27 protein-coding genes are annotated in these 25,927 nt (G+C 72.0%); 9 read left to right on the top strand and 18 right to left on the bottom strand.

Annotated features, from left to right (window positions below):
• Positions 1-3: 3 nt before the first annotated feature.
• The 6 genes from ABZS69_RS62090 to ABZS69_RS62065 form a co-directional block, all read right to left on the bottom strand.
• Positions 4-1,011, bottom strand: coding sequence for an ABC transporter ATP-binding protein (locus ABZS69_RS62090; RefSeq protein WP_355392882.1), 1,008 nt, complete (start codon positions 1,009-1,011; stop codon positions 4-6).
• Positions 1,008-2,015, bottom strand: coding sequence for an ABC transporter ATP-binding protein (locus tag ABZS69_RS62085; RefSeq protein ID WP_355392879.1), 1,008 nt, complete (start codon positions 2,013-2,015; stop codon positions 1,008-1,010). The genes ABZS69_RS62090 and ABZS69_RS62085 overlap by 4 nt, the downstream gene beginning before the upstream one ends.
• Positions 2,012-2,893, bottom strand: a complete 882-nt coding sequence (locus tag ABZS69_RS62080; RefSeq protein ID WP_355392876.1) for an ABC transporter permease — start codon at positions 2,891-2,893, stop codon at positions 2,012-2,014. Before ABZS69_RS62080 ends, ABZS69_RS62085 begins: the two co-directional genes overlap by 4 nt.
• Complete coding sequence (locus ABZS69_RS62075; protein ID WP_355392874.1) at positions 2,890-3,942, bottom strand: ABC transporter permease; 1,053 nt, start codon at positions 3,940-3,942, stop codon at positions 2,890-2,892. The genes ABZS69_RS62080 and ABZS69_RS62075 overlap by 4 nt, the downstream gene beginning before the upstream one ends.
• The gene (locus tag ABZS69_RS62070) at positions 3,939-5,753 is read right to left on the bottom strand and encodes an ABC transporter substrate-binding protein (protein WP_355392871.1); all 1,815 of its coding nucleotides are present in this window, start codon (positions 5,751-5,753) and stop codon (positions 3,939-3,941) included. Before ABZS69_RS62070 ends, ABZS69_RS62075 begins: the two co-directional genes overlap by 4 nt.
• 184 nt (positions 5,754-5,937) lie before the next feature.
• Entirely contained in the window at positions 5,938-6,201 is a 264-nt protein-coding gene (locus tag ABZS69_RS62065; RefSeq protein ID WP_355392868.1) for a cation transporter, read from the bottom strand.
• 25 nt (positions 6,202-6,226) lie between these two features.
• On the opposite strand from ABZS69_RS62065, the gene ABZS69_RS62060 reads away from it, so the two are divergent.
• The gene (locus tag ABZS69_RS62060; protein WP_355392865.1) at positions 6,227-6,757 is read left to right on the top strand and encodes a type 1 glutamine amidotransferase domain-containing protein; all 531 of its coding nucleotides are present in this window, start codon (positions 6,227-6,229) and stop codon (positions 6,755-6,757) included.
• A 7-nt stretch (positions 6,758-6,764) separates the two neighbouring features.
• Here ABZS69_RS62060 and ABZS69_RS62055 read toward each other — a convergent pair whose 3' ends face one another.
• Positions 6,765-7,325: a helix-turn-helix domain-containing protein gene (locus tag ABZS69_RS62055; RefSeq protein ID WP_355392862.1), complete on the bottom strand. Its 561-nt coding sequence runs from the start codon at positions 7,323-7,325 to the stop codon at positions 6,765-6,767.
• 98 nt (positions 7,326-7,423) lie between these two features.
• Between ABZS69_RS62055 and ABZS69_RS62050 the strand changes: the two genes are divergently transcribed.
• The gene (locus ABZS69_RS62050; RefSeq protein ID WP_355392859.1) at positions 7,424-8,428 is read left to right on the top strand and encodes a zinc-binding dehydrogenase; all 1,005 of its coding nucleotides are present in this window, start codon (positions 7,424-7,426) and stop codon (positions 8,426-8,428) included.
• Positions 8,429-8,526: 98 nt separating this feature from the next.
• Positions 8,527-10,056: an amino acid permease gene (locus ABZS69_RS62045; protein ID WP_355392857.1), complete on the top strand. Its 1,530-nt coding sequence runs from the start codon at positions 8,527-8,529 to the stop codon at positions 10,054-10,056.
• A gap of 154 nt (positions 10,057-10,210) precedes the next feature.
• On the opposite strand, the gene lipB is transcribed toward ABZS69_RS62045, so the two are convergent.
• The 4 genes from lipB to ABZS69_RS62025 form a co-directional block, all read right to left on the bottom strand.
• A complete protein-coding gene (gene lipB, locus ABZS69_RS62040) occupies positions 10,211-10,846 on the bottom strand; it encodes a lipoyl(octanoyl) transferase LipB (RefSeq protein WP_355392854.1) in 636 nt (211 codons plus the stop codon).
• A 119-nt stretch (positions 10,847-10,965) separates the two neighbouring features.
• Positions 10,966-11,160 (bottom strand): PspC domain-containing protein, encoded by a 195-nt coding sequence (locus tag ABZS69_RS62035; RefSeq protein WP_355392851.1) that lies wholly within the window; start codon positions 11,158-11,160, stop codon positions 10,966-10,968.
• A 62-nt stretch (positions 11,161-11,222) separates the two neighbouring features.
• A complete protein-coding gene (locus ABZS69_RS62030; RefSeq protein WP_355392848.1) occupies positions 11,223-11,729 on the bottom strand; it encodes an HAD domain-containing protein in 507 nt (168 codons plus the stop codon).
• On the bottom strand, positions 11,726-12,643 hold the full coding sequence (locus ABZS69_RS62025; RefSeq protein ID WP_355392845.1) for an AraC family transcriptional regulator: 918 nt from the start codon (positions 12,641-12,643) through the stop codon (positions 11,726-11,728). Before ABZS69_RS62025 ends, ABZS69_RS62030 begins: the two co-directional genes overlap by 4 nt.
• A gap of 75 nt (positions 12,644-12,718) precedes the next feature.
• Here ABZS69_RS62025 and ABZS69_RS62020 point away from each other — a divergent pair, with 75 nt between their 5' ends.
• Both ABZS69_RS62020 and ABZS69_RS62015 read left to right on the top strand, forming a co-directional pair.
• A complete protein-coding gene (locus ABZS69_RS62020) occupies positions 12,719-13,522 on the top strand; it encodes an NmrA family transcriptional regulator (RefSeq protein WP_355392842.1) in 804 nt (267 codons plus the stop codon).
• A gap of 134 nt (positions 13,523-13,656) precedes the next feature.
• A complete protein-coding gene (locus ABZS69_RS62015) occupies positions 13,657-14,487 on the top strand; it encodes an undecaprenyl-diphosphate phosphatase (protein WP_355392839.1) in 831 nt (276 codons plus the stop codon).
• Here the strand turns inward: ABZS69_RS62015 and ABZS69_RS62010 are convergent.
• From ABZS69_RS62010 to ABZS69_RS62000, 3 genes are all read right to left on the bottom strand, one after another.
• Positions 14,479-15,153, bottom strand: a complete 675-nt coding sequence (locus ABZS69_RS62010; RefSeq protein ID WP_355392836.1) for a hypothetical protein — start codon at positions 15,151-15,153, stop codon at positions 14,479-14,481. The two genes, ABZS69_RS62015 and ABZS69_RS62010, sit on opposite strands and share 9 nt — an antisense overlap.
• A gap of 80 nt (positions 15,154-15,233) precedes the next feature.
• The gene (locus ABZS69_RS62005) at positions 15,234-15,611 is read right to left on the bottom strand and encodes a hypothetical protein (protein ID WP_355392833.1); all 378 of its coding nucleotides are present in this window, start codon (positions 15,609-15,611) and stop codon (positions 15,234-15,236) included.
• 25 nt (positions 15,612-15,636) lie between these two features.
• Entirely contained in the window at positions 15,637-16,785 is a 1,149-nt protein-coding gene (locus tag ABZS69_RS62000) for an MFS transporter (protein WP_355392830.1), read from the bottom strand.
• Between the two features lie 87 nt (positions 16,786-16,872).
• Between ABZS69_RS62000 and ABZS69_RS61995 the strand changes: the two genes are divergently transcribed.
• Positions 16,873-17,325 carry a helix-turn-helix transcriptional regulator gene (locus tag ABZS69_RS61995; protein WP_355392827.1) on the top strand — a complete coding sequence of 151 codons (453 nt, stop codon included), beginning with the start codon at positions 16,873-16,875 and terminating at the stop codon, positions 17,323-17,325.
• Complete coding sequence (hrpB, locus tag ABZS69_RS61990; protein WP_355392824.1) at positions 17,325-19,718, top strand: ATP-dependent helicase HrpB; 2,394 nt, start codon at positions 17,325-17,327, stop codon at positions 19,716-19,718. The genes ABZS69_RS61995 and hrpB overlap by 1 nt, the downstream gene beginning before the upstream one ends.
• Before the next feature lie 101 nt (positions 19,719-19,819).
• Here hrpB and ABZS69_RS61985 read toward each other — a convergent pair whose 3' ends face one another.
• Positions 19,820-21,004, bottom strand: a complete 1,185-nt coding sequence (locus ABZS69_RS61985) for a pyridoxal-phosphate dependent enzyme (RefSeq protein WP_355392822.1) — start codon at positions 21,002-21,004, stop codon at positions 19,820-19,822.
• Between the two features lie 47 nt (positions 21,005-21,051).
• On the opposite strand from ABZS69_RS61985, the gene ABZS69_RS61980 reads away from it, so the two are divergent.
• Both ABZS69_RS61980 and ABZS69_RS61975 read left to right on the top strand, forming a co-directional pair.
• Positions 21,052-22,494, top strand: coding sequence for an amidase (locus ABZS69_RS61980; RefSeq protein ID WP_355392819.1), 1,443 nt, complete (start codon positions 21,052-21,054; stop codon positions 22,492-22,494).
• A gap of 100 nt (positions 22,495-22,594) precedes the next feature.
• The gene (locus tag ABZS69_RS61975; protein WP_355392816.1) at positions 22,595-23,932 is read left to right on the top strand and encodes an MFS transporter; all 1,338 of its coding nucleotides are present in this window, start codon (positions 22,595-22,597) and stop codon (positions 23,930-23,932) included.
• On the opposite strand, the gene ABZS69_RS61970 is transcribed toward ABZS69_RS61975, so the two are convergent.
• The 3 genes from ABZS69_RS61970 to ABZS69_RS61960 form a co-directional block, all read right to left on the bottom strand.
• Positions 23,907-24,725 (bottom strand): helix-turn-helix transcriptional regulator, encoded by an 819-nt coding sequence (locus ABZS69_RS61970; RefSeq protein WP_355392813.1) that lies wholly within the window; start codon positions 24,723-24,725, stop codon positions 23,907-23,909. The genes ABZS69_RS61975 and ABZS69_RS61970 overlap by 26 nt on opposite strands.
• A 66-nt stretch (positions 24,726-24,791) precedes the next feature.
• On the bottom strand, positions 24,792-25,637 hold the full coding sequence (locus ABZS69_RS61965; RefSeq protein ID WP_355392811.1) for an aldehyde dehydrogenase family protein: 846 nt from the start codon (positions 25,635-25,637) through the stop codon (positions 24,792-24,794).
• Positions 25,638-25,816: 179 nt separating this feature from the next.
• A partial coding sequence (locus tag ABZS69_RS61960; RefSeq protein WP_355376408.1) for an aldehyde dehydrogenase family protein occupies positions 25,817-25,927 on the bottom strand: 111 nt, incomplete at its 5' end.

Here is a 25,927-nt window from a genome sequence, read left to right as displayed (position 1 = left end):
GGGCTAAGCGTCGACGGCGTCCGCGTAGTAGCAGGCCGCCTGGGCCTCGGGCACCGCGGGCAGGATGTCCAGCAGCTCCGACCGGCACCTGGCGTCCACCCCCGCCTCGGCCGCCTTCCCTGAGGCGAGCACCTGGCAGCGGGCGTGGAAGCGGCACCCGCCCGGGATCCGGGTCGGGTCCGGCGGCTCGCCGGTCAGCACCACCCGCTCGGGAGACTCCGGCAGCACCGACATCAGGGCCTGCGTGTACGGGTGCCGCGGCGCGGTCAGCACCTGCTCCACCGGCCCCGACTCGACGATCCTGCCCAGATACATGACCGCCACCCGGTCGGCGATGTTCCAGGCCAGGCCCAGGTCATGGGTGACGACCAGCGCCGACAGCCCCAGCTCGTCGCGCAGCCGCAGCAGCAGGGCCAGGATCTCGCCGCGCACGGAGGCGTCCAGCGAGGCCACCGGCTCGTCTGCGACCAGCACCTTCGGGTTCAGCGCCAGCGCGCCGGCGATCACCACGCGCTGCCGCTGCCCGCCGGACAGCTCGTGCGGGTAGCGCAGGAAGAACCGGTCGGGCGGGCGCAATCCAGCCCTGGACAGCGCCTCGGCCACGACCTCCCGCTCGTCCGGCAGCCCGTGGATGCGCGGCCCTTCGGCGACCGCCTCGTACACGGTGTGCCTGGGGTTGAGCGAGCCGGTCGGGTCCTGCAGGACGAGCTGCACCTGCCTGCGGTACGCCTTGAGCGCCTTGGAGCCGTAGTCCAGGGCCGCGCCTCCGTACCGGACCTCGCCCGAGGTGGGGCGTTCGAGGCCGAGCAGTGTGCGCGCCAGCGTGGTCTTGCCGCAGCCGGACTCACCGACCAGGGCCACGATCTCGCCCTCGCCGATGGCCAGGTTCACACCGTCCACGGCCTTGGCGCGGCGACCGCGGGAGGAGAACTCCACGTGCAGGTCGCGGGCCTCCAACAGGCTCGGCCGGGCCGTCGAGACCGCCTCGGCGGTGGTCTGCGTCTCGGTCATGAGGCCTCCTCCTTCTCGCGTACGTGCACGCAAGCGGCGGTACGGCGCTCACCCGCGGGCCACAGCTCCACATCCAGCGTGGCGCATTCGTCCAGCGCGACCGGGCAGCGCGGGTGGAACGAGCACCCGCCGGGAAGCTGCATCGGGTCGGGCGGGTCGCCCCCGAGGCCCTTCGGCGCCAGCCGCGAGGCCGGGTCGCCCACTGTGGGGAACGCCGCCGCCAGCGCCCGGCTGTAGGGGTGCTTGGCGTCGTGGAACACCTCGGCGGACGGCCCGTACTCGACCATGCGGCCCGCGTACATGACCGCGAGCTGGTCGCACACGTCCGCCAGCACCGACAGGTCGTGCGAGATCATGATCAGCGAGATGCCGTGCTCGGCGACCAGCTCCTTGATCAGGCCCAGGACCTGGGCCTGCACCATCACGTCGAGCGCGGTGGTCGGCTCGTCGGCGATGATCAGCCGGGGCGAGCAGGCCAGCGCCATCGCGATCATCACGCGCTGCCGCTGCCCGCCGGACAGCTCGTGCGGGTAGCTGCGGGCCCGCCAGGCGGGCAGGCCGACCTGGTCGAGCAGCTCGGCCACGCGCTTGCGGGCGGCCTCCGGCTTGGCCAGGCCGTGGACGAGCAGCGGCTCGGCGATCTGGTCGCCGATCCTGCGCACGGGGTTGAGCCCGTGCTGCGCGCCCTGGAACACGATCGAGGCCTCCGCCCACCGTACGGCGCGCATGCGGCCCCACTTCATGGTGAGCACGTCCTCACCGTCGAGCAGGATCCGGCCTTCGACGCGCACGTCGCGGGGCAGGAGCCGCAACAGCGCCATGGCCAGCGTCGACTTGCCGGATCCTGACTCGCCGGCGACTCCGAGTGCCGCTCCGGAGTCGAGCTTCAGCGACACACCGCGCACGGCGGGCACCTCGCCCGAGGCGATGCGGTACGTCACCGACACGTCGTCGAGTTCGAGCAGGGTGCTGTGCTTGATCGTTCCCTCGCTTCGCTCGCTCATGCCGCCCTCCTGAGCCGCGGGTTCAGCACGGCCTCCAGGGCCCGGCCGACCAGGGTGAACGCCATGACGACGACCAGGATCGCGAGACCGGGGATGAGGATGTACCACCACGCGCCATGCGTGGCCGCGCCGTAGTCGTAGGAGGAGCGCAGCATGGTCCCCCATGACGTCTTGTTCGCGCTGGCGCCCAGGAAGGCCAGCGTGGACTCGGTGACGATCGCGCTGGCCACCTCCAGCGTGGTGCTGGCCAGCAGCAGCGGCGCCACGTTGGGGAGCACGTGCCTGGTCGTGATGTGCCAGTGCCCGGCGCCGAGCGCCTTCGACCGCTCGATGTAGGGCCTGGCCTCGACGGCGAGCGTCTGGGCCCTGATCAGGCGGGCGGTGGACGGCCAGGAGGTGACCGCGATCGCCATGATCACCGTGAACGTGGTGCCGCCCAGGATGGCCGCCAGCACCAGGGCGGTCACCAGCGAAGGCAGCACCAGGAACCAGTCCGTGACCCGCATGAGCAGGCCGCCGGCCCACCCGCGGTAGTGCCCCGCGGCGATGCCGACGACCGTGCCGATCACGATGCTGAGCACGGCGGCGAGGAAGCCGATGAGCAGCGAGGTGCGCGACCCCCACCAGACCATCAGCAGGATCGAGCGGCCGGACTCGTCGGTCCCGAAGGGGAAGTCCAGGCTCGGCGCGCCAAACTCGTCCCCGGGGGCGTCGACGACGCTGGTCACGCCCTCGTCGATGAACAGCGGCGCGATCAGCGCGAGCACCACGGCGACGAGCAGGACCACCGTCCCGGCGACGCCTGCTCTGTGGGTGCGGAAGTCGGCCCAGAACCGGCTCATGGCGAGCTTCCTGCGGGCCGCGGCGACGCTGGTCATGCCGACCTCACTCTCGGGTCGAGCATGTGGTAGACCACGTCGGCCAGCGTGTTCATGACGATCACGGCCACGGTGATCAGCAGGAACGTCCCCTGCATGAGGGTGAAGTCGGGCACCTTGATCGCGCGGTAGAACAGCTGCCCCAGGCCGGGCCAGGTGAAGATCGTCTCGACGGTGACCGCGCCGCCGACCACGAAGCCGATGCGCATGAACACCAGCGTCACCGTGGGCAGCAAGGCGTTGGGCACCGCGTGGCGGCGCCGGACCTCGTCGTCCCGGAGCCCCTTGGCCCTGGCCACGGTCACGTAGTCCTGGCTGATCTCCTCAAGCAGCGACGAGCGCATGACCAGCAGATACTGGGCGTAGACCACGCCCACCAGGGTCAGGCACGGCAGCACCATGTGCGAGGCCACGTCCAGCACGTACGCGAAGCCGTCCGGCGCGTCCACGCTCTCGATGCCCCTGAACGGGAAGAGGCCGGGGATGGGCCCGATGCCGACGCCGAGCACCATCATCAGCAGCAGCCCCAGCCAGAACGTGGGCACCGACCAGAGCACCAGCGACACGCCGGTGGAGAAGCGGTCGGTCCTGGTGCCCGGCCGCCAGCCGGCCCGCGTGCCCTGCCAGATGCCGAGGCTGACGGCGATGACCAGACCCGTGCCCGCGAGGAGCACCGTCGGGCCGATGCGCTCGCCGATCAGGTCCAGGACCGGGCGCTTGTACTCGTAGGACGTGCCCAGGTCGAGCCTGAGCGTGTTGCCCACGAAGTCGAAGAACTGCTGGAGCACCGGCTTGTCCAGGCCAAGTCGGTGGCGTTCGAGATTGAGCTGGTCCGGCGTCATGTTGCGGCCCTGCGCGAGGTTGCGCACCGGGTCGCCGGGCAGCAGCCGGAACACGAAGAACGTCCCGACGATCACCATGGCGATGCTGAACAGCGCCCCGCCCACCTTGGACAGCGCGTACTGCAGCGTGCCGCGGTGGGTGGAGCGCTCGTCACCAGGGCCCGCCGCCTGGACGGCGGGCTCTGCTGCTTCCAGCGGAGTGGTCATTCGCGCTCGTCGGCGACGCTCTTACGCCGCCTGGTCACGAGGAAGACCACCAGTCCGATGACCACGACGCCGCCCACGACGCCGGCGATGAGGCCGGTGTTGGAGCCGCCCTCGGCGCTGGCGCCGCTCGCCGCCGCGGCCTTGACGTCCACGGTGTAGAACGGCCAGTAGCCGCTGCCGCCGTACAGGAGGCCCTTGTCCTCAGGGATCGGGGTGATGCTGGTGACCCGGTCCTTGCGGTAGCCCTCGAGGTCGTTCGGGTAGTAGATCGCGATGACCGGGGCCTCGGTGTAGAGCCGCTCCTCCATCTTCTTGATGGTCTCGGCGCGCTTGGGCCGGTCGAGCTCCTTCAGCTGCTCCTGGTAGAGCTTCTCGAAGGTCTCGTCGCAGAAGAACGACTCGGTGCCGCCGCCCTCGCCGCCCGGGGCCGGCCTGCGGCTGCACAGGTGCGTGGCCAGGACCTCCTCGGGGTCGGGGTTGACCGACCAGCCGCTGATCGCGATGTCGAACAGCCCGGTGACGCCCGTCTCCTCGGTGAACTTGCTGGAGTCGAGCTTCTTGGTGGTCAGCGTGATGCCGATCTCCTTGAAGAAGCCCGTCAGGTACTCGGCGAGCTTGTCCTCGATCGGGGTGTCGGTGTGGATGCTGAAGCGGAACTCCAGCTTGCGCTTGCCGTCGGGCATCGTGCGGATGCCGTCGGAGCCCTTCTTGTAGCCGGCGTCGTCAAGGATCTTGTTGGCCTTGGCGGGGTCGTAGGTGACCTTCTCGTCGCCCGTGGCCTCCCAGAAGAAGTCCTTGAACATCGGCGGCACGATCGAGCCGTCGGCGGGCTTGGCCAGGCCGTTCTGGACCTCGTCGACCAGCTTCTGCTTGTCGATGGCGAAGTGCAGCGCCTGGCGGACCTTGACGTCCTTCAGGGCCGGGTGGCCGTCACCGACGGGCTTGTTGTCGGTGGTGGTGGCGCCGTGGTTGATCTGCAGGTACGCCGCGCGGCGGCCCTGGGTGTTCCACGCCTCGATGTTCGGGTCGTTCTGGATGGCCTGGTACTCGGGCGGGCTGAGCCGGCCGATCAGGTCGATGTCGCCGTTCTTCAGACCGGCGATGGCGGCCTGCGGGTTGTCGTAGAAGATGACCTGCAGCTCGTCGAGCTTGGGCTTGCCCCGCCAGTAGTTGGGGTTGGCCTGCAGCTTGACGTACTGGTCCTTCTTGTGCTCGATCGCGATGTACGGGCCGCTGGTGACGGCCGGGTACTTCTCGGCGTCGTAGTTGGCCATGTCGGTGACCGACTCCCAGACATGCTTGGGCATGATCGGGATCGGGTTGTCCAGCATGGACGCCTGCGGCGCCTTGAGCTTGATCGTCAGGTCCTGGCCGCTGGCGGTGACGCTCTCGAAGTTCTCGACCGCCGGGCCGTTGGCCGTCTTGGCGGCCTCGTCCGTCATGATCTTGTTGAACGTCCAGGCCGCGTCATCGGCCGTGATCGGCTTGCCGTCCGACCACTTCGCCGCACGGATCTTGAACGTCCACGTGAGCCCGTCGGGCGTCGTGGTCCACGACTCGGCCAGGTCGGGGCTGGGCTGGAGCGTCTTGGAGTCGGGCACCGTGAGGAAGCCGTACATCCAGCGGTGGATCGACGTCGAGACCAGGCGGACCGCCAGGAACGGGTTCATCGAGTCCATCGACTGTGTGGCCCCGACGCGCAGTACCTTCTTCCCCGCCGCCGGCTCCTGGGCATGGGCGGCCGTCGCGCCCTGACCCGCCACTAACAGCGCGACACCCAGCACTGCCAGGCGCGCGATCCATTTCCTCATATGTGCCTCACCTTCAGGCGGGGTTTTCCTGTGTAGAGAAAGGCACACCATACGGAGACCGCGTGTCAACGCGCTGCGGAAAATTGTTTCATTCTCGTTTCCTTTTGCGGTGTAAATTTTCAGTCCCCTTGGGGCCGCCGTGGTCCGGCGCCCCCGAGGGGACGGTGCGGCATCCTACGCGGCGTCAGTGGCAGCCACCCGAACCGCAGCACGAACCCCCTGCTTGCGGCAGCATCTCGATCGCGCCCGCCAGCTCGTAGCCGGCCTCCACCACCGCCGCGTCGATCAGCCCGCGGTCGAGCGGCGCCTGGCTCGTGACGGTCACGGCCTTGGTCGCCAGGTCCACCTCGACCCCGCTCACGCCCGCGACCTTGCCGACCTCCTCGGTCACGGCGCTCACGCAGTGGCCGCAGGTCATGCCCTCAACCTGGTACGTCGTGACGGTCATGGCTCGCTCCTTCACCCTTGATCCTTTGGCTGGCCCACTATACCCCCTAGGGGTAAATGCGCATAGTACGCGCCCACCCGGAAAGGGGGACGGGAAGCACGCGGGCGGCACGCCCAACCTCGTCTCCACCAGGCGGGGCCAGATCCAGGCGTTCAACCACCTGGACAAAGCCGACCGGTTCGCCGTGGACGCCACGGTGGAGGAGGCCGACCCGGCCTCGTTCGACGGCCTCGTGCTCCCCGGAGGCGTCGCGAACCCCGACTACCTGCGGATGGTGCCGCAGGCCGTCCGGTTCGCCCGCGCCTTCTTCGACCTGGGCAAGCCCGTGGCCGCCATCTGCCACGCGCCCTGGACGCTGATCGAGGCGGACGTCGTGCGCGGCCGTACCGTCACCTCCTGGCCGAGCCTGCGGACCGACCTGCGCAACGCGGGGGCGACGTGGACGGACCAGGAGGTCGTGGTGTGCACGTCAGGGCCGAACACCCTGGTCAGCAGCCGCAAGCCGGACGACCTCAAGGCGTTCTGCCAGGCCGCGGCCGACGCGTTCGCGGCGTAGCCGAGGGTCAGAGCAGGGCCTCGGCCAGGCCCCTGACCGAGGACTTCAGCCGCGCCACCCCGCCGTCCGCCATGACGTGCCGGGCCAGGTCGGCGTCGAACGAGCCCAGCAGCGCGTGGGCGGCGAACTCCGCGTCCAGGCCGCCGTCCGGCCGGGCCTCGGCGACCAGGGCGGTCACATGCGCGTGCCAGCGCAGATAGGTCGGATCGCGGTACTTGTCCTCGGCGCAGGCCCGCTCGTGCGCGGCGAAGAGCGCCAGGTTCCGCTCGGCCAGCTCGGCCAGCTCGTCCAGGAAGGCCAGCAGCCGGGCCTTGGGCGGTGCGCCGGGGCCGAGCACGGAGCCGGGCGTCTCGATCGCGAGCGCGAGCGCGGCGGCCCGCTCGGCGAGCAGCTCCTGGAACAGCCCGGTACGGCTGCCGAAGCGGCGGAACAGCGTGCCCTTGCCGACCCCCGCCGCCGCGGCCACCCGGTCGAGGGAGATGTGCTCGGCGCCGTGGGCGGCGAGCAGCTCCTCCGTGGCCCGCAGGATCGCCTCCCGATTACGGGTCGCGTCTGACCGCACCGGCACTACCTCCCCTTGCAAGCGGACCGTCAGTCCTCATACTATCCCTGCGAGCAAAGCGGACCAACAGTCCGAATCCATCCTGGCGTCAGAGAGGAACGAACATGCGCGCGTTGGTCGTGGGCCCGCAAGCCGAGGGACGCTTCGCGGAGGTGCCCGAGCCCGTGCCGGGGCCCGGGCAGGCGCTGGTCGAGGTCCGTCACGCGTCCGTCAACTTCAGCGACCTGCGGCACATGGGCCGCCTGCCGCAGGGCACCGTGCTCGGCTACGACGCCGCCGGGATCGTCCTGCGCGCCGCCGCGGACGGCACGGGACCGCGTGCGGGCGCGCGGGTGGCGGCGTTCGGGGCGGGCGCGTGGGCCGAGCGGGCGGCGTTCGACACCGGCTCGATCGCGGTGGCGCCCGACGAGGTGGACCTGGTACGGGCCGCCGCGCTCCCGATGGCCGGCCTCACCGCCCTGCGCTCCCTGCGGGCCGCCGGACCGGCGCCGGGGTCACGCGTCCTGGTGACCGGGGCGGCGGGGGCTGTGGGGCGGCTGGCCGTGCAGCTGGCCAGGCGCGCGAGCGCCCACGTCGTGGCCTCCGTCAGCAGACCGGAACGCGCCCACCGCCTGACAGCCCACCTCACCCGCGCCAAGCCTGCCACCGAAACCCTGGCCGAGCCTGCCGCCGGAGCCCCGGCCGAGGCGGTCGCGAGCCTCGGGCCCGTCGAAGTGCTCGGGCCCGTCGAAGTGGTCGTCGGCCTCGACGGCGTCGAGCCGGTCGACATCGCGATCGAGACGGTCGGCGGCCCGTCGCTCGTCGCCGCCTGGGCCCTGCTGAAGCCCGGCGGCAACCTCCAGAGCGTCGGCTGGGCCTCCGGGCAGCCCGCCACATTCCCCCCGAACTCGACCTTCTCCCTGGGCCGGGCCAGGTCCCTCAACTCCTTCGGCGACGTGACGGCCCCCGCCGACGACCTCGCCCACCTGCTCGCCCTCGTCGCCGCGGGCGAGCTCTCCGTCGAAATCGGGCGGCACGGCTCGTGGGAGGACCTGGACGACGCGAAGGCCGCCCAGCTCGGCGGCGCCGTCACCGGGAAGATCGTCCTGCAGGTTGGCCATGCGCCCTGACGAGGCCGAAACCCACCTGTAACGCCTTGTCCTCTCGTGAGAAATGGTCTAGATGTAGTCCAAATGGAGTGTCCTCCGCGCCCCCCAGGGAGACCTCAATGACCACTGAAGAGGATTCCAGGCGACTGGCCGAGCTCGGCTACAAGCAGGAGCTGGCCCGCACCTGGAGCGGTTTCTCGAACTTCGCCATCTCCTTCTCGATCATCTCCATCCTCGCCGGCTGCTTCACCACCTTCGGTCAAGCCTGGAACTACGGCGGCCCGATCGCCATCTCCTGGGGCTGGCCGCTGATCTCCGCGTTCATCCTGATCATCGGTTTCTGCATGTCGGAGCTGGTGTCGGCGTACCCGACGGCGGGCGGCATCTACTGGTGGGCCGCCACGCTGGGCAAGCCGATCCACGGCTGGTTCACCGGCTGGCTCAACCTGATCGGCCTCATCGCGGTCACCGCGTCGGTCGACTACGGCTGCGCCACGTTCCTCAACACCACGCTCAAGCTGGTCACCGACGGCGCGTGGGAAGCCACGCTGTCACAGGCGTTCCTGCTGTTCGTGATCATCCTCGTGGCGCACGCGCTGATCAACATCTACAGCCACAAGCTCATCTCGCTGCTGCAGAACGTCTCGGTCTGGTGGCACGTCGCGGGCGCCGCGATCGTGGTCGGGATCCTGATCTTCGCGCCCGACCACCACCAGTCGCTCGGCTTCGTCTTCGGCGGCACGAACAACAACTCCGGCTTCGGCTCCGGCTCCGACGGGCTGTCGTTCTGGTTCTACGTGCTGCCGCTCGGCTTCCTGCTCACCCAGTACACGATCACCGGCTTCGACGCCTGCGCGCACGTGTCGGAGGAGACCCAGGGCGCGGCCAGGACCGCCGCCCGCGGGCTGTGGCAGTCGATCTTCTACTCGGCGATCGGCGGCTGGATCCTGCTGCTGTCGTTCCTGTTCGCGGCCACGAACGTGGACGAGATCAACAAGCAGGGCGGCTTCGTGGGAGCCATCTTCGAGACCGCGCTCTCGGCCCCGCTGGCCACGGCGGTCTTCGCGATCTCCACGATCGGCCAGTTCTTCTGCGGGATGAGCTGCGTGACCTCGATGTCGCGCATGACGTACGCGTTCTCCCGCGACCGCGGCGTGCCCGGCTGGCGGCTGTGGTCGAAGGTGGACCGCAACCGCACCCCGGTCAACGCGATCATCGGAGGCTGCGTCGTGGCCGCCCTGATCACCCTGCCCGCCCTCTACGCGCCTCCCGGACTGACCACGCCGGTCGCGTTCCTGGCCGTCGTGTCGATCGCGGTCGTCGGCCTCTACCTGGCCTTCCTCATCCCGATCTGGCTCCGGCTCCGCGCGGGCGACGCCTTCAAGCCGGGCCCGTGGACGCTCGGCCGCAAGTACAAGGTCCTCTGCTGGATCGCCTGCGTCGAGATCGTCGTCGTGTCGATCTACTTCGTCCTGCCGATCTCGCCCGCCGGGGTGCCCGGCGACAAGACCTTCACCTGGACCTCGGTCAACTACGCGCCGATCGCGGTCGGGGTGGTGCTGGTCGGCATCGCCCTGTGGTGGGCCCTGTCGGCCAAGCACTGGTTCACCGGCCCCCGCCGTACGGTCGACGAGGTCCCGATCTCCTGACCCTGCAGGCGGGTACGGCCACCGGCGGCCGCACCCGCCTGCTTGCAACCTGCCGGCGTCCCTTCATGGCAACGCTCTACACCTGCGGCGGCAAGCTCGACGGTGGCGGGCACGACGCCGGCGTGCGGGTCTTCCCCCGCGGCTGAAGGGCCGGTCAGGAGGCTTCGAAGGCGGTGGCCACGACCGTGCGGACCTCGTCCATCGAGGCCGTGCCCAGCTCGCGCTTGAGCGAGGTCATGTCCACGTCGGGCATGCCGCAGGCGACCGCCCAGTCCCACGGCTGCAGGTCGCCGTCCACGTTGAGCGCGAACCCGTGGCTCGTGACGCCCCGGCTCTGCCGCATCCCGATCGAGATGATCTTGCGGCTGGTGCCGGTCGTCCAGACCCCGGTCAGCAGCTCCGAACCCGGCGGCGTGTCGCGGCGCTCGGCGGGCAGCCCCAGCTTGCCCAGCGCCTCCACCAGGCGCAGCTCGACCTCGCGTACGTAGTCGACGATGCCCTGGTCCTGGGCGAGCTTGACGATCAGGTAGCCGACGAGCTGGCCCGGCCCGTGGTAGGTGAGCTGGCCGCCGCGCCCCGTCTCCATGACGGGGATGCCGCGCTCGGGGGCGGGCAGGTGGGACAGCGGCGTACGGCGCCCGACCGTGTAGACCGACGGGTGGCTGAGCAGCCACAGCGTGTCCGGCCGCTCGTCCCGCTGGCGCTGCCCGACGAGGTCGGTCATGCGCTCCATCGCGGGGTCGTAGTCGACGAGATCATCCTGGATGAGTGTCAGCGGCCTTGCCCTCATCCTTCGAGGATAAGCCGCGTCCCAGGCATCGGCGCACGCGCCCCGGGCGGCTCCCGACCTCGGCACCGAGATCGCCTGGCGTGGCACGCAGGACGATCTCGGTCGAGACACGGCGGGCGCTACGCGGCCGAGCGGTAGCCCTTCGGCTCCTCCGGGATGAGGATCCACATCACGACGTAGACGACCCAGAGCGGCCCGGGGATGAGCGACAGCAGCAGCCACAGGATCCGGACGAGAGTGGGGGGCAGGCCCATCTTGTCGGCGAGTCCGCCGCAGACGCCGGCCAGAATCCTGTGCTCTCGTGAGCGGTACATGATGTTCCCTCCGTGTGTGACGACCTACCTGTTCAACGGACGGCCGGGCCCACGGACTCCCGTCAGGAACCCTGAGAAAACCCTGTAAGGGTCAGCCACTCATGCGCCATGCCCAGATGTCGGCTGGTCAGTCCCCGCTCCGGGTCCACATGGATGAGCAGGAAGTCGGCCAGACCCTGACGCACCCTGAGGTACTCCTCGTCCTCCGCCCACACCTGGTCGTCGAACCAGACGAACGGCCGCCGGCCCACGTACCGGGCCACGTGCTGCGTCTTGAACATCTCCCCGCGCTCCGAGACCACGTCCGGGTCCAGGGGGATGACGGGCAGCGAGGGGAGGCCGAGCCTGGGAGCGATCCAGTCGTTGGCGTGGTGCTCCCACGTCGTCGCCCAGACCAGTTCGGAGCCGGTCGCGATGGCCAGGTCGAGGAGCCTGCGGCCGTGGCGCGGGTTGAGGTGCACGGTGTAGACGTCGTCGTCGATCGTGCACCGGAAACGCCGGAAGTCCGGCGTGGGCCGCCCCATCGGGTTGAGCACGCCGTCCACGTCCAGCAGCAGCAGTGGTTTCATCCGGTCCGGTATTCCTGCGGGCTGATGCCCCGCACGCGCTTGAAGGCCGCACTGAGCGCGAACGGGCTGCCGTACCCGACCTTCCTGGCCACCGAGCCGATCGTCGAGGCCGGCTCCCGCAGCAGGTCGGCGGCCAGCGCGAGGCGCCAGTCCGTGAGAAAGGACATGGGCGGCTCGCCGACCAGATCGGTGAAGCGCCTGGCCAGCGACGCCCTGGACACGCCCACCTCGCCGGCCAGGGCGGCGACCGTCCACGGGTGGGCCGGGTTGTTCTGCAGCAGGCGCATGGCCCTGCCCACGACCGGGTCGCCCATCGCGCGGTACCACCCGGGCGCCTCGTCCGCGCGAGTGGCGAACCACGAGCGCAGGACCGCGATGAGCAGCAGGTCGAGCAGCCGGTCGAGGACCGCCTCCTGGCCCGGCTCGTCCTTGACGATCTCGGCGCCGAGCAGCGAGATGATCGGGTCTCCCGGCTGGGTGAGCAGCGGCGGCAGCGCGTCCAGCAGCCGCCTGCTGACCTCGCCCTCCAGGTTGTACGTGCCGGTGAGCAGCACGGTGCCGCCCGACGCGTCGTTACCCCAGGTGCGCACGCCCATGGACATGGTGTCGTAGGGCGACTCCCCGTCGATCGTGCGGCACTGCTGGCCGGGGAGGATGACGACCTGCGGCTTGAGGTCGGGGTCGGAGGCCACCGTGTACGGCGCCGGCCCCCGCGCGATCGCGACCTCCCCCGGCGACAGGCGCACGGGCTCGCCCGAGTCGAACGCGATCCACGACTCCCCGCGCACCTGCGCGATCAACGACAGCGGGGCCTCGTCCTGGATGCGCAGCGACCAGGGCGGATCCAGGATCGAGCGGAGCAGGAAGGCGCCACGGGCCCGCGGGCCGTCGAGTAGCGCCGCGAGCTGGTCCATGGGTTAGACGATCGCATATGCCAATGCGCTTCTCAACCATGGAGAGTCTTATGGGTATGGCGGCTTACTAGATGCATGACAATTCTGGTTCTGAGCGGCACGGGCAAGACCGGCCGCCGTGTGGTCGACCGGCTCAACGCTCTCGGCCTGCCCGTGCGGGTCGGCTCCCGGCCCCTCTTCGACTGGCGGGACCGCTCCACGTGGCGGCCCGCGCTCGACGGCGTGACGGCCGTCTACCTCGCCTACGTCCCCGACCTGGCCCTGCCCGGCGCGTACGAGGACGTCAAGGCGTTCACCGAGCTGGCCGTGAGCGGCGGCGTGCGGCGGCTGGTCCTGCTGTCCGGGCGGGGCGAGCCGGAGGCGGAGGCCAGCGAGCGGACCGTCCAGGAGTCCGGGGCCGAGTGGACGATCGTCCGCTGCAGCTGGTTCATGCAGAACTTCAGCGAGGGCTTCTTCTTCGACCAGGTCCTCGAAGGCGTCATCGCGATGCCGGTCGCCGACGTGCCCGAGCCGTTCGTGGACGTGAACGACATCGCGGACGTGGCCGCCGCCGCCCTCAGCCGGGACGGCCACGCGGGCCGGCTCTACGAGCTCACGGGGCCGCGGCTGCTGACGTTCGCGCAGGCGGCCGAGGAGCTGTCCGTGGCCACCGGCAGGGAGATCTCATTCGTTCAGGTGACCCGGGAGGAGTACGTGGCCGCGGCCGTCAAGGACGGTCTGCCCCAGGAGGAGGCCGAGGGGCTGGCGGCGCTGTTCACCGGCATTCTGGACGGCCGCAACGCCTCCGTGGCGGACGGCGTGCGGCAGGCCCTGGGCCGCCCGGCCCGCGACTTCACCGACTACGCCGCGGCCGCCGCCGCGATGTGGCAGCGCCCGTGAGAGTCCGGCGAGGGCGAGAGACGTGAGACACGTTGGGGCCGGCCGGGAGTCTGTACGCTACGCGAGCAACTGACCGGCCCTCGCATCCGCTAGCCTCACCCTCGTCACTCCCGCATTCTCGGAAGGTTGTCGTCGTGATCGGCTGGCTAGAAGCGGTGGTTCTGGGGTTGGTCCAGGGGCTCACGGAGTTCCTGCCGATCTCCTCCAGCGCCCACATCCGGGTGGTCTCCGCCTTCGCCGGCTGGCAGGACCCGGGGGCGGCGTTCACCGCCGTCATCCAGATCGGCACCGAACTGGCCGTGCTGATCTACTTCCGCAAGGAGATCTGGGAGATCATCTCCACCTGGACCAGATCCCTGTTCAACAAGGACCTGCGCGGCCAGTGGGGCGCCCGCATGGGGTGGTACATCATCGTCGGCTCGCTGCCGATCGTGGTGCTCGGCGTGACGTTCAAGGACCAGATCGAGGGCGTCTTCCGCGACCTGCGCCTGGTGGGCACCACGCTGATCGTCTTCGGCCTCCTCCTGTGGTTCGCCGACCGCACCGCCCGCAACAAGCTCACGCTGGAGAAGCACCTCAGCTTCCCCCACGCCATCGTGTACGGCCTGGCCCAGGCGCTCGCACTGATCCCCGGCGTGTCCCGCTCGGGCGGCACCACGACCGCGGGCCTGCTGCTCGACTACCGCCGCGAGGACGCCGCGAAATACTCGTTCCTGCTGGCCATCCCCGCCGTGCTGGGCTCGGGCGTCTACGAGCTGCGTGAGATCGGTCAGGGCCCGGCCCCCGCGTGGGGGCCGACGATCCTGGCCACGGTCATCTCGTTCGTCGTCGGATACCTGGCCGTGGCCTGGTTCCTGCGTTACATCAGCACCCACCGCTTCACCGGCTTCGTGATCTACCGGATCATCCTGGGCTTCTTCCTCATCCTCGCGTCCACCGCGGGCTGGATCCCGACCCTAGGCTGACACGAGGGCCGGAGCCGGATAGTACGCCGCCCACGCGTCGTCGCCCATGCGCAGGATCTTCAACCCGGTCCAGCCGAGGGCGACGGCGGGCAGGGCCCAGAACACCACGGTCGCGGGCCCGTACGGGATGGGGAACGAGACGACGTACCCCACGAAGACAAGCAGCGGCACCCACCAGCCGACGAAGCCGGCCCGCCACACGGCGACGGTCAGCAACGGCAGGCCGGCGATGGCGAAGAACATCCACGGCAGCTGGAAACCGAAGATCACCCCGGGCAGGTTCAGCATCTCGTCGAGGATCCGCTGGGCCTCCTCCGGCGGGTGGTGCTGCCCCAGCCACCACTCCACGGGGTCCATCATCAGCAGCGCGGACATCGAGAGATAGCCGATCACCGTCATCCCCGCCGCCACGTGGCCGAGCCGCGTGGCCTTGCGCCGGGTCAGGTGGGCCAGGCCGAGCGCGGCCACGGCCATGAGCATCCAGCTCCAGTGGTAGAGCGCGGACTCGGTCTGGGCCAGCGCGGGGTTCGCGCCGTAGCTGACCGCCTCCCGGTCGTCGCCCCAGGTGCCGGGATCGACGACGACGGCGACGGCCTGGAGCAGCGGGGCCACGACGAGCAGCACGCCCGCCGCGACGCGCCGAAAGGTCACCTGGTCGTTCAACATGCCGACGACGGTAGGCGCCGCGCCCGCCGCCCGTCGTCCGCCTGCGGGCCGACCCCGGGTCCGCTGCGCGGCGGAGAAGATCAGGTCGACCGCAGGGTCCGGGGGTAGCGGCTGCAGACGGCGAAGACGACGGCGAAGAGGGCCCAGGCGGCGACGTACGCGACGGGGTGGGCCCACGTGTCGCCGATGAGGTCGGCCAGCGTGACGCGGCCCTCGAAGTAGAGCGCCAGGCCCGCCACCGCGCCGGGGATCGCGCCCCACCAGCGCTGCCACCACACCTCGTGGACCATCACCTCGAACACCACGAGAGCGATCGGGCCGAACAGGAGGAACTTCAGCGCCGGCGGCTCGGACAGGAGCGCGCCGAGCCCCATGACCGCCACCGCCGAGGCGACCGTCAGGAGGACCACGGCGCCGAAGGGGGCGGGCTCGTTCCGCGGGTCGATGTCGTCAGCCACGATCACCATTCTGGCCGACGGCCCGCTACCCGACGGACACTCCTTCCTTCGGGGAGACCGCCGCCGGACGGTAGGTCGCCAGCGTGAACAGCAGCGCCACCAGCGCGAACGCGGTGGCCAGCACGATCACGCCCGCCCTGCCGTACCAGTCGAGCGTCGCGCCGCCGGCCAGCCCGGCCACGAACAGCCCCACGTACTGCGCGGAGGACAGCAGGCCCAGGCCGATCGGCACGTTGCCGGGCACCACGGAGACGGTCCTGAACTGCTGGGCGGGGGCCACCAGCCAGCCGAGCGCGCCCCACAGGAACGCCCACACCAGGGCGACGGGCAGGGCCAGGTTCGCGACGGGGATGAGGGCCAGGAACACGGTGCTCGCGCCCAGGGCGAGGAGCACCATCCTGCGCGGCCCGTACAGGTCGGTGAAGCGCCCGCCGAGCTGGTTGCCCACGATGCCGCCGATCCCCCACGCCCACAGCACGGCGGGCAGCGGCAGGTCGAACAGCGACCCGATGTAGGTGTACGCGGTGAAGCCCGCCGCGAACATCAGCAACTGCGTCACCAGCACCGCCAGCACCTGCCGGTCGCCGAGCGGCGCGAGGCGCTCCCTCAGCCGCCCCGACGCCGGGATCCTGACCGCCGGCACCACCGCCGCGACCCAGGCGAACCCGATCACGCCCAGCCCCACCACCAGCCACAGCGTGGAGCGCCAGCCCGAGACCGAGCCCAGCCAGGTGCCCAGGGGCACGCCGATCGCGGTGGCGACCGTCAACCCGCCCATCACCAGCGCGAGCGCGCGCCCGCGCCGCTCGGGCTCGGTCAGCGCGTTCGCCACGCCCGACGCGGTCGGGGTGAACATCGCCGCCCCCGCCGCCGCGACCACCCGGGTGGCCATGACCAGCGCGTACGTCGGAGCCAGCGCGGTCAGGACGTTGCCCAGCACGAACACGCCGAGCGCCACCAGCAGCACCGTCCTGCGCGACAGGCGGGCGGTCAGGGCGGCGAGGACGGGCGACAGCACCGCGTACGCCAGCGCGAAGACGGTCATGAGCTGGCCCGCCGCGGAGGACGAGATCCCCAGGTCCTTCGAGATGGGCGGTAAGAGCCCGGCGGTCACGAACATGCCTGTGCCGATCGCGAAATTTCCGGCAGCAAGCGGGTAGAGCCGCGAAGTCATCAAGCCTCCAGAGCACGGTTGGACACACATCAAACTGTCTTATAGTTGGATTGTTGTCAAACAATAAAACGAAGGTAGGGTTGGACCATGCGCCTGCTACCTCACCCGGCGACGGAGGACATCGAGCTCACAGAGGTCCTGCGGGCGCTGTCAGACCCCGTCCGCCTGGAGATCGTCGTCCGGCTCGCCCTGCGCGGCGTGATGAACTGCGGCGACGCGGGCGACGACCTCGGCGTGCACAAGTCGACCGCCTCGCACCACTACCGCACCCTGCGCGCGGCCGGCGTGGTCCTTACCAAGCAGGAGGGGCGGGTGAAGTACATGAGCCTGCGCCGCGACGACCTCGAGTCCCGCTTCCCCGGCCTGCTCGACTCGGTCCTCTCGGCGGCCGGAATCCCGACCACCGTCCTGAGTCCGCCTGCCGACCTGGGCCCGGCCACTGCCGCCCTGAGCCCGGCCGCCGTCCTGAGCCCAACCGCCGACCTGAACCCGCCTGCTGCCGCCCTGAGCGCGAGCGCCGACGTGCCCGCACAGCGTTGATGCGCCACGACTCGCTGCCCATCCGGGACGTCCTGCCCGAGCTGCTCGCCGCGCTCGACCGGCGCGGCAGCGCCGTGCTCACGGCCCCGCCCGGCACGGGCAAGACGACGGTCGTGCCGCTGGCCCTGGCCGAGACGGGCATGCGGGTGCTGGTCGCCGAGCCCCGCCGGCTGGCCGTACGCGCGGCGGCCAGGCGGATGGGCGTGAGCTACACGATCAGGGGCGAGCGCCACACGGGCGCGAACCCGATGGTCGAGGTCGTCACCACCGGTGTCCTGCTCCAGCGCCTCCAGCGGGACCAGGAGCTGGCCGGGGTGGACGCGGTCATGCTCGACGAGTGCCACGAGCGGCACCTGGACGCTGACACCTCCCTGGCGTTCCTCCTGGACGTACGCGACACGCTCCGGCCCGACCTGCGCCTCCTGGCCACGTCGGCGACCGCCGACGCCGAGCCGTGGTCCCGGCTGATCGGCGGCCCGATCGTCGCGGCCACCGGAGCCGCGTACCCCGTCGAGACGGTGTGGGCCCCACCTTCCCGCCCGGTCGCCCCGCCGCACGGCCTGCGCGTCGACCCCGCGCTCCTGTCCCACGTGGCCTCGGTGGTACGCAGGGCGCTGGCGGAGCGGGACGGCGACGTGCTGTGCTTCCTGCCCGGCGTGGCCGAGATCGGCAAGGTCGCCGGGATGCTGGACGGCGTGCCGGTCCTGCAGGTGCACGGGCAGGCCCCGGCCCACGTCCAGGACGCCGTGCTCGCGCCGGGCTCGGACCGCAGGGTGGTGCTGGCCACGTCCGTCGCCGAGTCGAGCCTGACCGTCCCCGGCGTGCGGGTGGTGGTCGACTCCGGCCTGGCCCGCGAACCCCGTACCGACCACGCCCGCGGCCTGGGCTCCCTCACCACGGTCAGGGTCTCGAAGGCGTCGGCCGGCCAGCGCGCGGGCCGGGCGGGGCGCGAGGCGCCGGGCACGGTCTACCGCTGCTGGTCGGCGGCCGACCACGACCGCCTCGCCGACCACGCGCGGCCGGAGATCGCGCTCGCGGACCTGACGGGGTTCGCGTTGCAGGCGGCCTGCTGGGGCGCGCCCGACGCGTCGGGCCTGGCCCTGCTGGACCCGCCTCCGCCCGCCGCGATGTCCGCCGCCGCCCGCACCCTGGAGGCGCTGGGCGCGCTCGACCCCGCCGCGCGGGTGACGGACCGCGGGCGCCGGATGGCGCTCGCGGGCGTGCACCCCCGCCTGGCCAGGGCCCTGCTCGACCTCGGCCCGCAGGCGGCCGAGGTGGTGGCCCTGCTGTCAGAGCAGCTGCCGCGCGATGCGGGCGACGACCTGGTGGAGGTCTGGCGCACGGCCCGCCGCGGCGGCACCGGCTTCGCCGCCCGCTGGCGCCAGGAGACCAGACGCCTCCAGCGAACCACCGGCCAGGCCGCCGCGGGACGTCGTGGTGTGGCCGATGACGAGCTGGCCGGGACGGCGGTGGCGCTGGCGTTCCCCGAGCGGGTGGCCCGAAGGCGGGGCGGCGGCTACCTCATGGCGTCCGGCACGCAGGCCCAGCTCCCCGAGGGCTCCAAGCTGCACACCGCCCAGTGGCTGGCCATCGCGGTCGCCGACCGGCAGACGGGCTCCGCGTCGGCCCGCATCAGGCAGGCCGTGGAGATCGACGAGGAGACCGCCAGGCTGACGCACCCCGCCACCACCCAGGACGAGATCGCCTGGCACGTCCCCCCGGGCGAACGCCGCGGCGACGTGCGCGCCCGCCGGGTCGAACGCCTGGGCGCGATCGAGCTGTCCGCGACCCCGCTCAAGGACGCCGACGTCCGTGAAGCCGTCCTGTACGGCCTGCGCACCGAGCCCGACGTCCTGACCTGGACGAAACAGGCCAAGGACCTGAGGGACCGCCTGGCCTTCTGCCACCGCGCCATCGGCGCCCCCTGGCCCCCTACGGACGCGCTCATCGACCTGGCGGACCAGTGGCTGGAGCCCGAGCTGTCCAGGGCTCGCCGCCGGGCCGACCTGGAGCGCATAGACGTGGCCGCGGCGCTGAAACGCCTGATCCCCTGGAGCGAGCGCCTGGAGACGGCGGCCCCCGAACGCATCGAGGTCCCCAGCGGCTCCCACATCCGCGTCGACTACTCGGGCGACCGGCCGGTGCTGGCGGTGAAGCTGCAGGAGCTGTTCGGCCGGCAGGAGACGCCCGAGATCTCCGGCGTGCCCGTCCTGGTGCACCTGCTCTCCCCCGCGGGCCGCCCGGTGGCCGTCACCGCGGACCTGGCGTCGTTCTGGCGCGACGGCTACCGTTCCGTACGCGCGGAGCTCCGCGGCCGTTACCCCAGGCACCCCTGGCCGGAGGACCCGCTGACCGCGCCTCCCACCCGGCGCGCCAAGGAGAGACGAGCATGACCGACGTGCTCGGCCGCATCGACGCGGGCCCGCGATCGCCCTGGAGGCGGTGAGCGACACCGCCGCGCTGCGCGACCGGGAGCCCCTACGCGTCTGGGCCCCTACGCGTCTGGAGCAAGATCGTCTAGGGTCGGGTGCTCCAGCACCGGGAACCGCTCGGCCCCAACCCCCAAGTCCTTGAACCCGCTCGACGTGGCGACGCACACCACCGGCCCGTCGAAGTCCCGCCGCAGCTTCCGATGTCCCGCCAGCCCGGCCGCGCCCGACAGCTCCTGCCACAGCCCCCGCGCGGCCAGGTCCCGCTGCGCCGCCCGCAGCTCCTCGTCCGTCAGGAGCAGGGCCTCGCCGCCGCTGTCGCGCACGGCCACCACCCCGCGGTGCCCGCCGACCGGCCCGGCGATGCCGTACGCGTCGCTGGCCCCCAGCTCGACGATCGCGGCAGGAGCACCGGTGGCCAGCGCCCGCGCGTGGGGCCCGCCGGCCGCCGTCTCGCAGGAGAACATCCGCGGCACGGCGTCGGCCAGCCCGAGCAGCCGCAGCTCCACGAACCCCTTCCACACCCCGTAGAGCAGCTCGGCGTAGCCGGTGGGGGTGAAGACGGCCGCGGGCACGCCTCCGAGCTGCAGGAACAGCTCATAGGCGATGGTCTTGTAGCCCTCGGGCCCGAACGGGTGCCCGGTGTGCGTCACAGTCTGGTTGCTGACCGGGTGGTAGCCGAGCCGGTCCACGACCTCCCGCAGCAGCGGCCAGCGTGCCTCGGCGGGCACGGAGACGACCTTGGCCCCGTACGCGCGCACGAACGCCTGCACGGCGGGCGGCGAATCCGCCGAGGCCAGCACGATGGCCGGCAGCCCGGCCCGCGCGGCGTAGGCGGCGGCCGAGGCCCCGTGGTTGCCGGACGAGGCCACGACCACGCCGGGCGCGCCGGAGGCGACGGCGGCGCTGACCGCGACCCGGTTGAGGCGGTCCTTGTGGGACCAGGTCGGGTTGCGGGACTCGTCCTTGACGAAGATCCCGTCGAACTCCACCAGCGGTGTCCCGCCCTCGCCCAGCGTGGGTGCCTCCAGCGGCGGCAGCAGCGGCGACCAGCGCGCGATGTCGGTCCCCGGCTCCTGCTCGAACAGGCGCCGATCCACCCGCCCGTAGTCGTACGTGATCTCCAGCGGATAGGCGATCTCGTCGGTGCTGGTTTCTGGACACCCCCGCGTCAGCGGCGGGAACAGCGGGAACTCGGTCGCGGGGGCGCCCAGCGAGCGCTGGCGGAGGGCGAGGGATGGTCCGTTCACGTGGATCGACCCTATCGAGCCGCGCGGCCAGGATGCAGACTCTAGTCATGTTGTGGGCAGGCAGGTCCGCTGTCGAGATCTCGACGGCCGTCCGGCGTGGGGACGTCACGGCCACGACCGTCGTCGAGGAGCACCTTCACGCCATCTCGGAGCGGGATTCCAAGGTAAGGGCGTTCCGGCTGATCAGAGAGCGGGCGGTGGAGGAGGCGCGGGCCGTACAGAAACGGCGCGACCTGGCGGAGCTGCCGCTGGCCGGCGTGCCGGTGGCGGTGAAGGACAACCTGGAGGTCGCGGGCGAGGCCACCCGCGGCGGGTCCGCGGTCACGGCGGACGCGCCCGCGCCGGAGGACCACGTGACGGTGGCGCGGCTGCGGGCCGCGGGCGCGGTGGTCGTCGGCCTGACGAACCTGCCCGAGCTGGGCCTCGTCGCGCTCGGCGACAGCGCGTACGGCATCGTACGCAACCCCTGGAACCCGGCCAGGACCGCCGGCGGGTCGTCGTCGGGCAGCGCCGCGGCCGTGGCGGCGGGCATGGTGCCGTTGGCGCTGGGCAACGACGGCATGGGCTCGCTGCGCATCCCTGCCGCCTGCTGCGGCGTGCTGGCCATCAAGCCCGGCACCGGGCTCGTGCCCCCGCCGAGCGACCACTGGGACGGGCTCGCGGAGAACGGCCCACTGGCGACGACCGCGTCCGACCTGGCGCTGGCGCTGTCGGTGCTGGCGGCCGACCCGGCGCTCGCCGAGTCCTGGCGCGGCGGCCGGCGGGTCGAGCCGCGCCCGCCCATGCTGCGCTCGGTGTGGGCGGACGACGACGAGATCTGGGAGCCGCAGCCGCCCCAGGACAGCCCCGAGCCGTTCGACCTGCGGGTGGCGTACGCGCCCCAGCCGCTCCCGGTCGGCCTGCCCATGGACAGGGAGTTCCAGGCCGCGGTGCGCGGGGCGGCGGAGACGCTACGCCAGGCCGGGCACACGGTGGTCGAGCACCGCGACAGGCTGCCCGCCTGGCTCGGCCCCGCCACGATCGCCACCTGGCTCACCAGGGCCGCCGAGTCGGCCGACGGCCTGGACCGGCGCCGCCTCGAACGCCGCACCCGCGGACTGGCCCGCGCGGGCCGGGTGCTCGGCGCGTTCAAGCTCGACGGCGCGCGCGGCCGGGAGCGCTGGAGCGGCTACGGGGCCGACCAGTGGTTCGGGGACGCCGACGTGCTGATCACGCCCGCCCTGGCCGCCATCCCGCCGAAGGCCGAGCGCTGGGGCGAGCGCGGCTTCGTCCGCAACGCGCTGACCAACGTCAGGTACGCCCCCGCCACCGGCCCCTGGAACATGTGCGGCTGGCCCGCCATCACGGTCCCCCTGGCCACGCATTCCAGCGCGCTGCCCATCGCCGTCCAGATCGTCGCCCCGCCCGGCGGCGAACCCCACCTCCTCGGCCTGGCCGCCCAGCTCCAGGCCGCCCACCCGCCGCTCCGGCCGCCCGGCTTCGCGTTCTGAGCCCCTGAGCTCCTCAGTTCTACCCCCGAGGGTGCACCTGGCAGGTGTACCTCCAGCGGAGCGCTGGTCGGCGCGCGGGCCATGCCGCAGCCTGGCCCGCATGAATACACGTGAGTGGCTCGTGCTCGTCACGCTGTGCGGCGCGACGTTCATGACAGGTCTGGACTATTCGATCATCACGGTCGCGCTCCCCGAGATCGGCCGTGATCTGGGTTTCGCCACGCGGGGCGACCTGCAGTGGGTGGTGACGGCCTGCCTGCTGCCGACGGCCGCGTTGATGCCGTTGTTCGGGCGCGCGTCGGACGTGGTGGGGCGGCGCAGGCTGTTCGCGACCGGCGTGACGGCGTTCACCGCCTTCTCCTTGCTGGCGGCCCTGGCTCCCGTGCCCGGCGTGCTGGTCGGCGCCAGGGCCGGGCAGGGCGTGGCCGCGGCCATGGTCGGCCCGACCGCGCTGGCCCTCATGACCACGGCCTTCGCCGAGGGCCCGAAGCGTACGCGGGCGATGGGCGTCAACGGGGCGCTGCTCTCGCTCGGCTTCGTGGCCGGGACCATCGGCGGCGGCCTGGTCACCAGCGGGCTGAGCTGGCGCTGGACCATGCTCATCCTGGCGGGGATCGGCGTGGTCGTGCTGGTGGGCGCGTTCGGCGTGCTCCCCGGCGGCGCCGACCACGGTGCCGTCCGGCTGGACGTGCCGGGCGCCGTGCTGGCGAGCGCCGGGCTGTTCGCCCTGGTCTACGGCATCTCCACGCTCATGTGGGCCGGCGTCGCGGCCGCCGTGCTGCTGCTGGGGGCCTTCCTCGCCGTCGAGGCCAGGCACGCCGCCCCGCTGGTGCCGCCGCGGCTGCTGCGCCGCCCCACGGTGAAGTGGGGGATGGCGGTGGCGCTGGTGACGTTCGGGATGTGCGGCGGGGCGACACTGCTGCTGAGCGTCTACATGCAGGACGTGCTCGGCTGGTCCGCGCTGCGGACGGGGCTCGGGTTCCTCGGCGAGGGCGTGGCCGCCCTGGTCGCGGGCGGGCTGGCGGCCCGGCTGATCGGCGCGTACGGCGCTCCCGCGACCGTGGCGGCCGGCCTGACCGCGCAGGCCCTGGGGACGGCGGCGATGGCGTTCCTGCCTGCCTCGGGCGGGCTGGGGGTGCTGCTGGCGACCTCGGCGGCGATGGGCTTCGGTCACGTGCTGACCGTGGTGGCCGCGATCACCACGATCACGTCCGGGCTCGACCCGGCCGACCAGGGGGTGGCGGGCAGCCTCGCGCAGATGCCCACGTTCGTCGGGGCGATCGGGGTGGCCGGGCTGACCGCCATCGCGTCGGCGGACGCCGAGCTGCTGACGGGCCTCCACACGGCGTTCGTGGTGGCGGGGGCGGTCGCGCTGCTCGGGGCAGCCGGGGGCGCCCTGCTGCTGCGCCGCGCTAGCTCTGCCGCAGCAACTGTCTGAGCCGCTCCTCCGCGCCGGGCTCCGGCTGGAAGAGCACCACGCCCTGCCCCTCGTCGTCGGGCGTGCGCAGCAGCTCGGCGGTGAGCGTGACGACGCCCAGCTCGGGGTGGCGGTAGCCGCGCGAGATGGAGGCGCAGTTGCTCACCGGATGCTCCGCCCACATGGCCCTGAACTCGGCGCTCCCGGCCATCAGCTCGTCCACCAGCGCGTGCAGCCCCTCGTCGCCGGGGAACTTGCCGAGCGACACCTGCAGGTACGCGATGTCGTCCCGGGCCTTGCCCTCCCAGTCGGCATACAGCTCGCGGTAGCGGTCGTCGAGGAAGTCCATCCGGGCGAAGTTCGGGCGCGGCTCGCGGTCCGGCGCGTCGAAGTCCAGGTGCGGGGTGAACAGCGCGTGCGCCGGCCGGTTCCAGGCCAGCACGTCGGCCCGCCGCCCCACCGCCCAGGCCGGCACCTCGGTGAACGACTCCACCATGCGCCTGATCCCGGGCCTGAGCACCTCCGGCGCGGCCGGCGGGTGGGAGCGGACGGCGCGGGCCAGGCGGTGCAGGTGGGCCCGCTCGTCGTCGTCCAGCCGCAGCACGCGGGCGAGGGAGTCGAGCACCTCGTCGGACACGTTCGGGCTCTGCCCCTGCTCCAGCCGGGTGTAGTAGCCGACGCTCACGCCCGCCAGCGGCGCCAGCTCCTCCCTGCGCAGCCCCGCCACGCGCCGGTGCCGCACCCCCGGCCCCAGCCCCACGTCCTGCGGCTTGAGCCGGGCGCGCCGGGCTCGAAGGAACTCACCGAGGCTCATCGACTCCCTCTCCCGGCCCCCCGACCGGCGGGCGCACCTCGGTGCGCCCGCCGTGGAGTGCCGTGCTCAGACGCCGACCGGATGCCAGACGGTCTTGGTCTCCAGGAACCGCGTCATCCGGCCGGTCCCGGGGTCGGCCGTCCAGTCCTGCCGGGAGGGCCGCAGGACGCGCTTGAGGTTTTCAGCCGCGGCCTGCTCGCAGCTCAGCGCCAGGTCGGCGTCCTCGACCCCGGTCAGGTCGAGCCCGTTGACGTCCATGTGCGCCGCCAGCCAGGGTGCCAGCTCCGCCTGGTGCCCGGTGAGGACGTTCACGACGCCTCCGGGCAGGTCGGACGTGGCCAGTACCTCGGCCAGCGTGATCGACACGAGCGGCGAGCGCTCGGACGCCACGACGACGCACGTGTTGCCGGTCACGATCACGGGCGCGACCACCGACACCAGCCCGAGCAGCGGGTCGGCGGGCGCGATCACGGCCACCACGCCGGTCGGCTCGGGCGAGGACAGGTTGAAGTACGGGCCCGCCACCGGATTGGCCGCCCCGTGCACGGCGGCGATCTTGTCGGACCACCCCGCGTACCAGACCAGCCGGTCGATCGCGGCGTCCACCTGCTCCAGCGCCGCCTTCTTGCCGCCGCCGAGTTCGTCGGCGAACTGGGCGCGGCGGCCCTCCAGCATCTCGGCGACCCGGTAGAGGATCTGGCCCCGGTTGTAGGCGGTGGCGCCGGACCAGCCGGAGAACGCCTTGCGCGCGGCCACCACGGCGTCGCGGGCGTCCTTGCGCGAGGCACGGGAGGCGTTGGCGAGGAATTCGCCCTTGGCCGAGGTCACGGGGTAGGACCTCCCACTCTCCGAGCGCGGGAACGCCCCTCCGATGAACAGCTTGTAGGTCTTTCTGACGGACAACCTACTCATCGCCCCGCCCTCTCCACGTGGACTCCTGCGACATCTGGACCGGCACGAAGACCTGGCCGCACCGGCTCACGCCGCAGCGGTGGGCGTACCAGCCGGTGCGGACGGGCCGCCCGGCCCTGGCGAAGGCGTGACCCCTGGTGGCCTGCGCCCGCCGCCTGGCGCGGCGGGGACGGCGATGCTCACACGTCAAGGTAGGCCTCCAATCCGTGCAGCCCGCCCTCACGGCCGTACCCCGACTCCTTGTAACCGCCGAACGGCGAGGCCGGATCGAATTTGTTGAACGTGTTGGC

This window comes from Nonomuraea sp. NPDC005650, assembly GCF_040605375.1.
Lineage (GTDB): Bacteria > Actinomycetota > Actinomycetes > Streptosporangiales > Streptosporangiaceae > Nonomuraea.
This window is presented reverse-complemented; position numbering and strand designations above follow the sequence as displayed.

Bases quoted from the DNA above. Each gene is read 5' to 3' on its own strand.
- ABZS69_RS62090 (WP_355392882.1), bottom strand. From the start codon at position 1,011: ATGACCGAGACGCAGACCACCGCCGAGGCGGTCTCGACGGCCCGGCCG.
- ABZS69_RS62085 (WP_355392879.1), bottom strand. From the start codon at position 2,015: ATGAGCGAGCGAAGCGAGGGAACGATCAAGCACAGCACCCTGCTCGAA.
- ABZS69_RS62080 (WP_355392876.1), bottom strand. From the start codon at position 2,893: ATGACCAGCGTCGCCGCGGCCCGCAGGAAGCTCGCCATGAGCCGGTTC.
- ABZS69_RS62075 (WP_355392874.1), bottom strand. From the start codon at position 3,942: ATGACCACTCCGCTGGAAGCAGCAGAGCCCGCCGTCCAGGCGGCGGGC.
- ABZS69_RS62070 (WP_355392871.1), bottom strand. From the start codon at position 5,753: ATGAGGAAATGGATCGCGCGCCTGGCAGTGCTGGGTGTCGCGCTGTTA.
- ABZS69_RS62065 (WP_355392868.1), bottom strand. From the start codon at position 6,201: ATGACCGTCACGACGTACCAGGTTGAGGGCATGACCTGCGGCCACTGC.
- ABZS69_RS62050 (WP_355392859.1), top strand. From the start codon at position 7,424: ATGCGCGCGTTGGTCGTGGGCCCGCAAGCCGAGGGACGCTTCGCGGAG.
- ABZS69_RS62045 (WP_355392857.1), top strand. From the start codon at position 8,527: ATGACCACTGAAGAGGATTCCAGGCGACTGGCCGAGCTCGGCTACAAG.
- lipB (WP_355392854.1), bottom strand. From the start codon at position 10,846: ATGAGGGCAAGGCCGCTGACACTCATCCAGGATGATCTCGTCGACTAC.
- ABZS69_RS62035 (WP_355392851.1), bottom strand. From the start codon at position 11,160: ATGTACCGCTCACGAGAGCACAGGATTCTGGCCGGCGTCTGCGGCGGA.
- ABZS69_RS62030 (WP_355392848.1), bottom strand. From the start codon at position 11,729: ATGAAACCACTGCTGCTGCTGGACGTGGACGGCGTGCTCAACCCGATG.
- ABZS69_RS62025 (WP_355392845.1), bottom strand. From the start codon at position 12,643: ATGGACCAGCTCGCGGCGCTACTCGACGGCCCGCGGGCCCGTGGCGCC.
- ABZS69_RS62020 (WP_355392842.1), top strand. From the start codon at position 12,719: ATGACAATTCTGGTTCTGAGCGGCACGGGCAAGACCGGCCGCCGTGTG.
- ABZS69_RS62010 (WP_355392836.1), bottom strand. From the start codon at position 15,153: ATGTTGAACGACCAGGTGACCTTTCGGCGCGTCGCGGCGGGCGTGCTG.
- ABZS69_RS62000 (WP_355392830.1), bottom strand. From the start codon at position 16,785: ATGACTTCGCGGCTCTACCCGCTTGCTGCCGGAAATTTCGCGATCGGC.
- ABZS69_RS61995 (WP_355392827.1), top strand. From the start codon at position 16,873: ATGCGCCTGCTACCTCACCCGGCGACGGAGGACATCGAGCTCACAGAG.
- hrpB (WP_355392824.1), top strand. From the start codon at position 17,325: ATGCGCCACGACTCGCTGCCCATCCGGGACGTCCTGCCCGAGCTGCTC.
- ABZS69_RS61980 (WP_355392819.1), top strand. From the start codon at position 21,052: ATGTTGTGGGCAGGCAGGTCCGCTGTCGAGATCTCGACGGCCGTCCGG.
- ABZS69_RS61975 (WP_355392816.1), top strand. From the start codon at position 22,595: ATGAATACACGTGAGTGGCTCGTGCTCGTCACGCTGTGCGGCGCGACG.
- ABZS69_RS61970 (WP_355392813.1), bottom strand. From the start codon at position 24,725: ATGAGCCTCGGTGAGTTCCTTCGAGCCCGGCGCGCCCGGCTCAAGCCG.
- ABZS69_RS61965 (WP_355392811.1), bottom strand. From the start codon at position 25,637: ATGAGTAGGTTGTCCGTCAGAAAGACCTACAAGCTGTTCATCGGAGGG.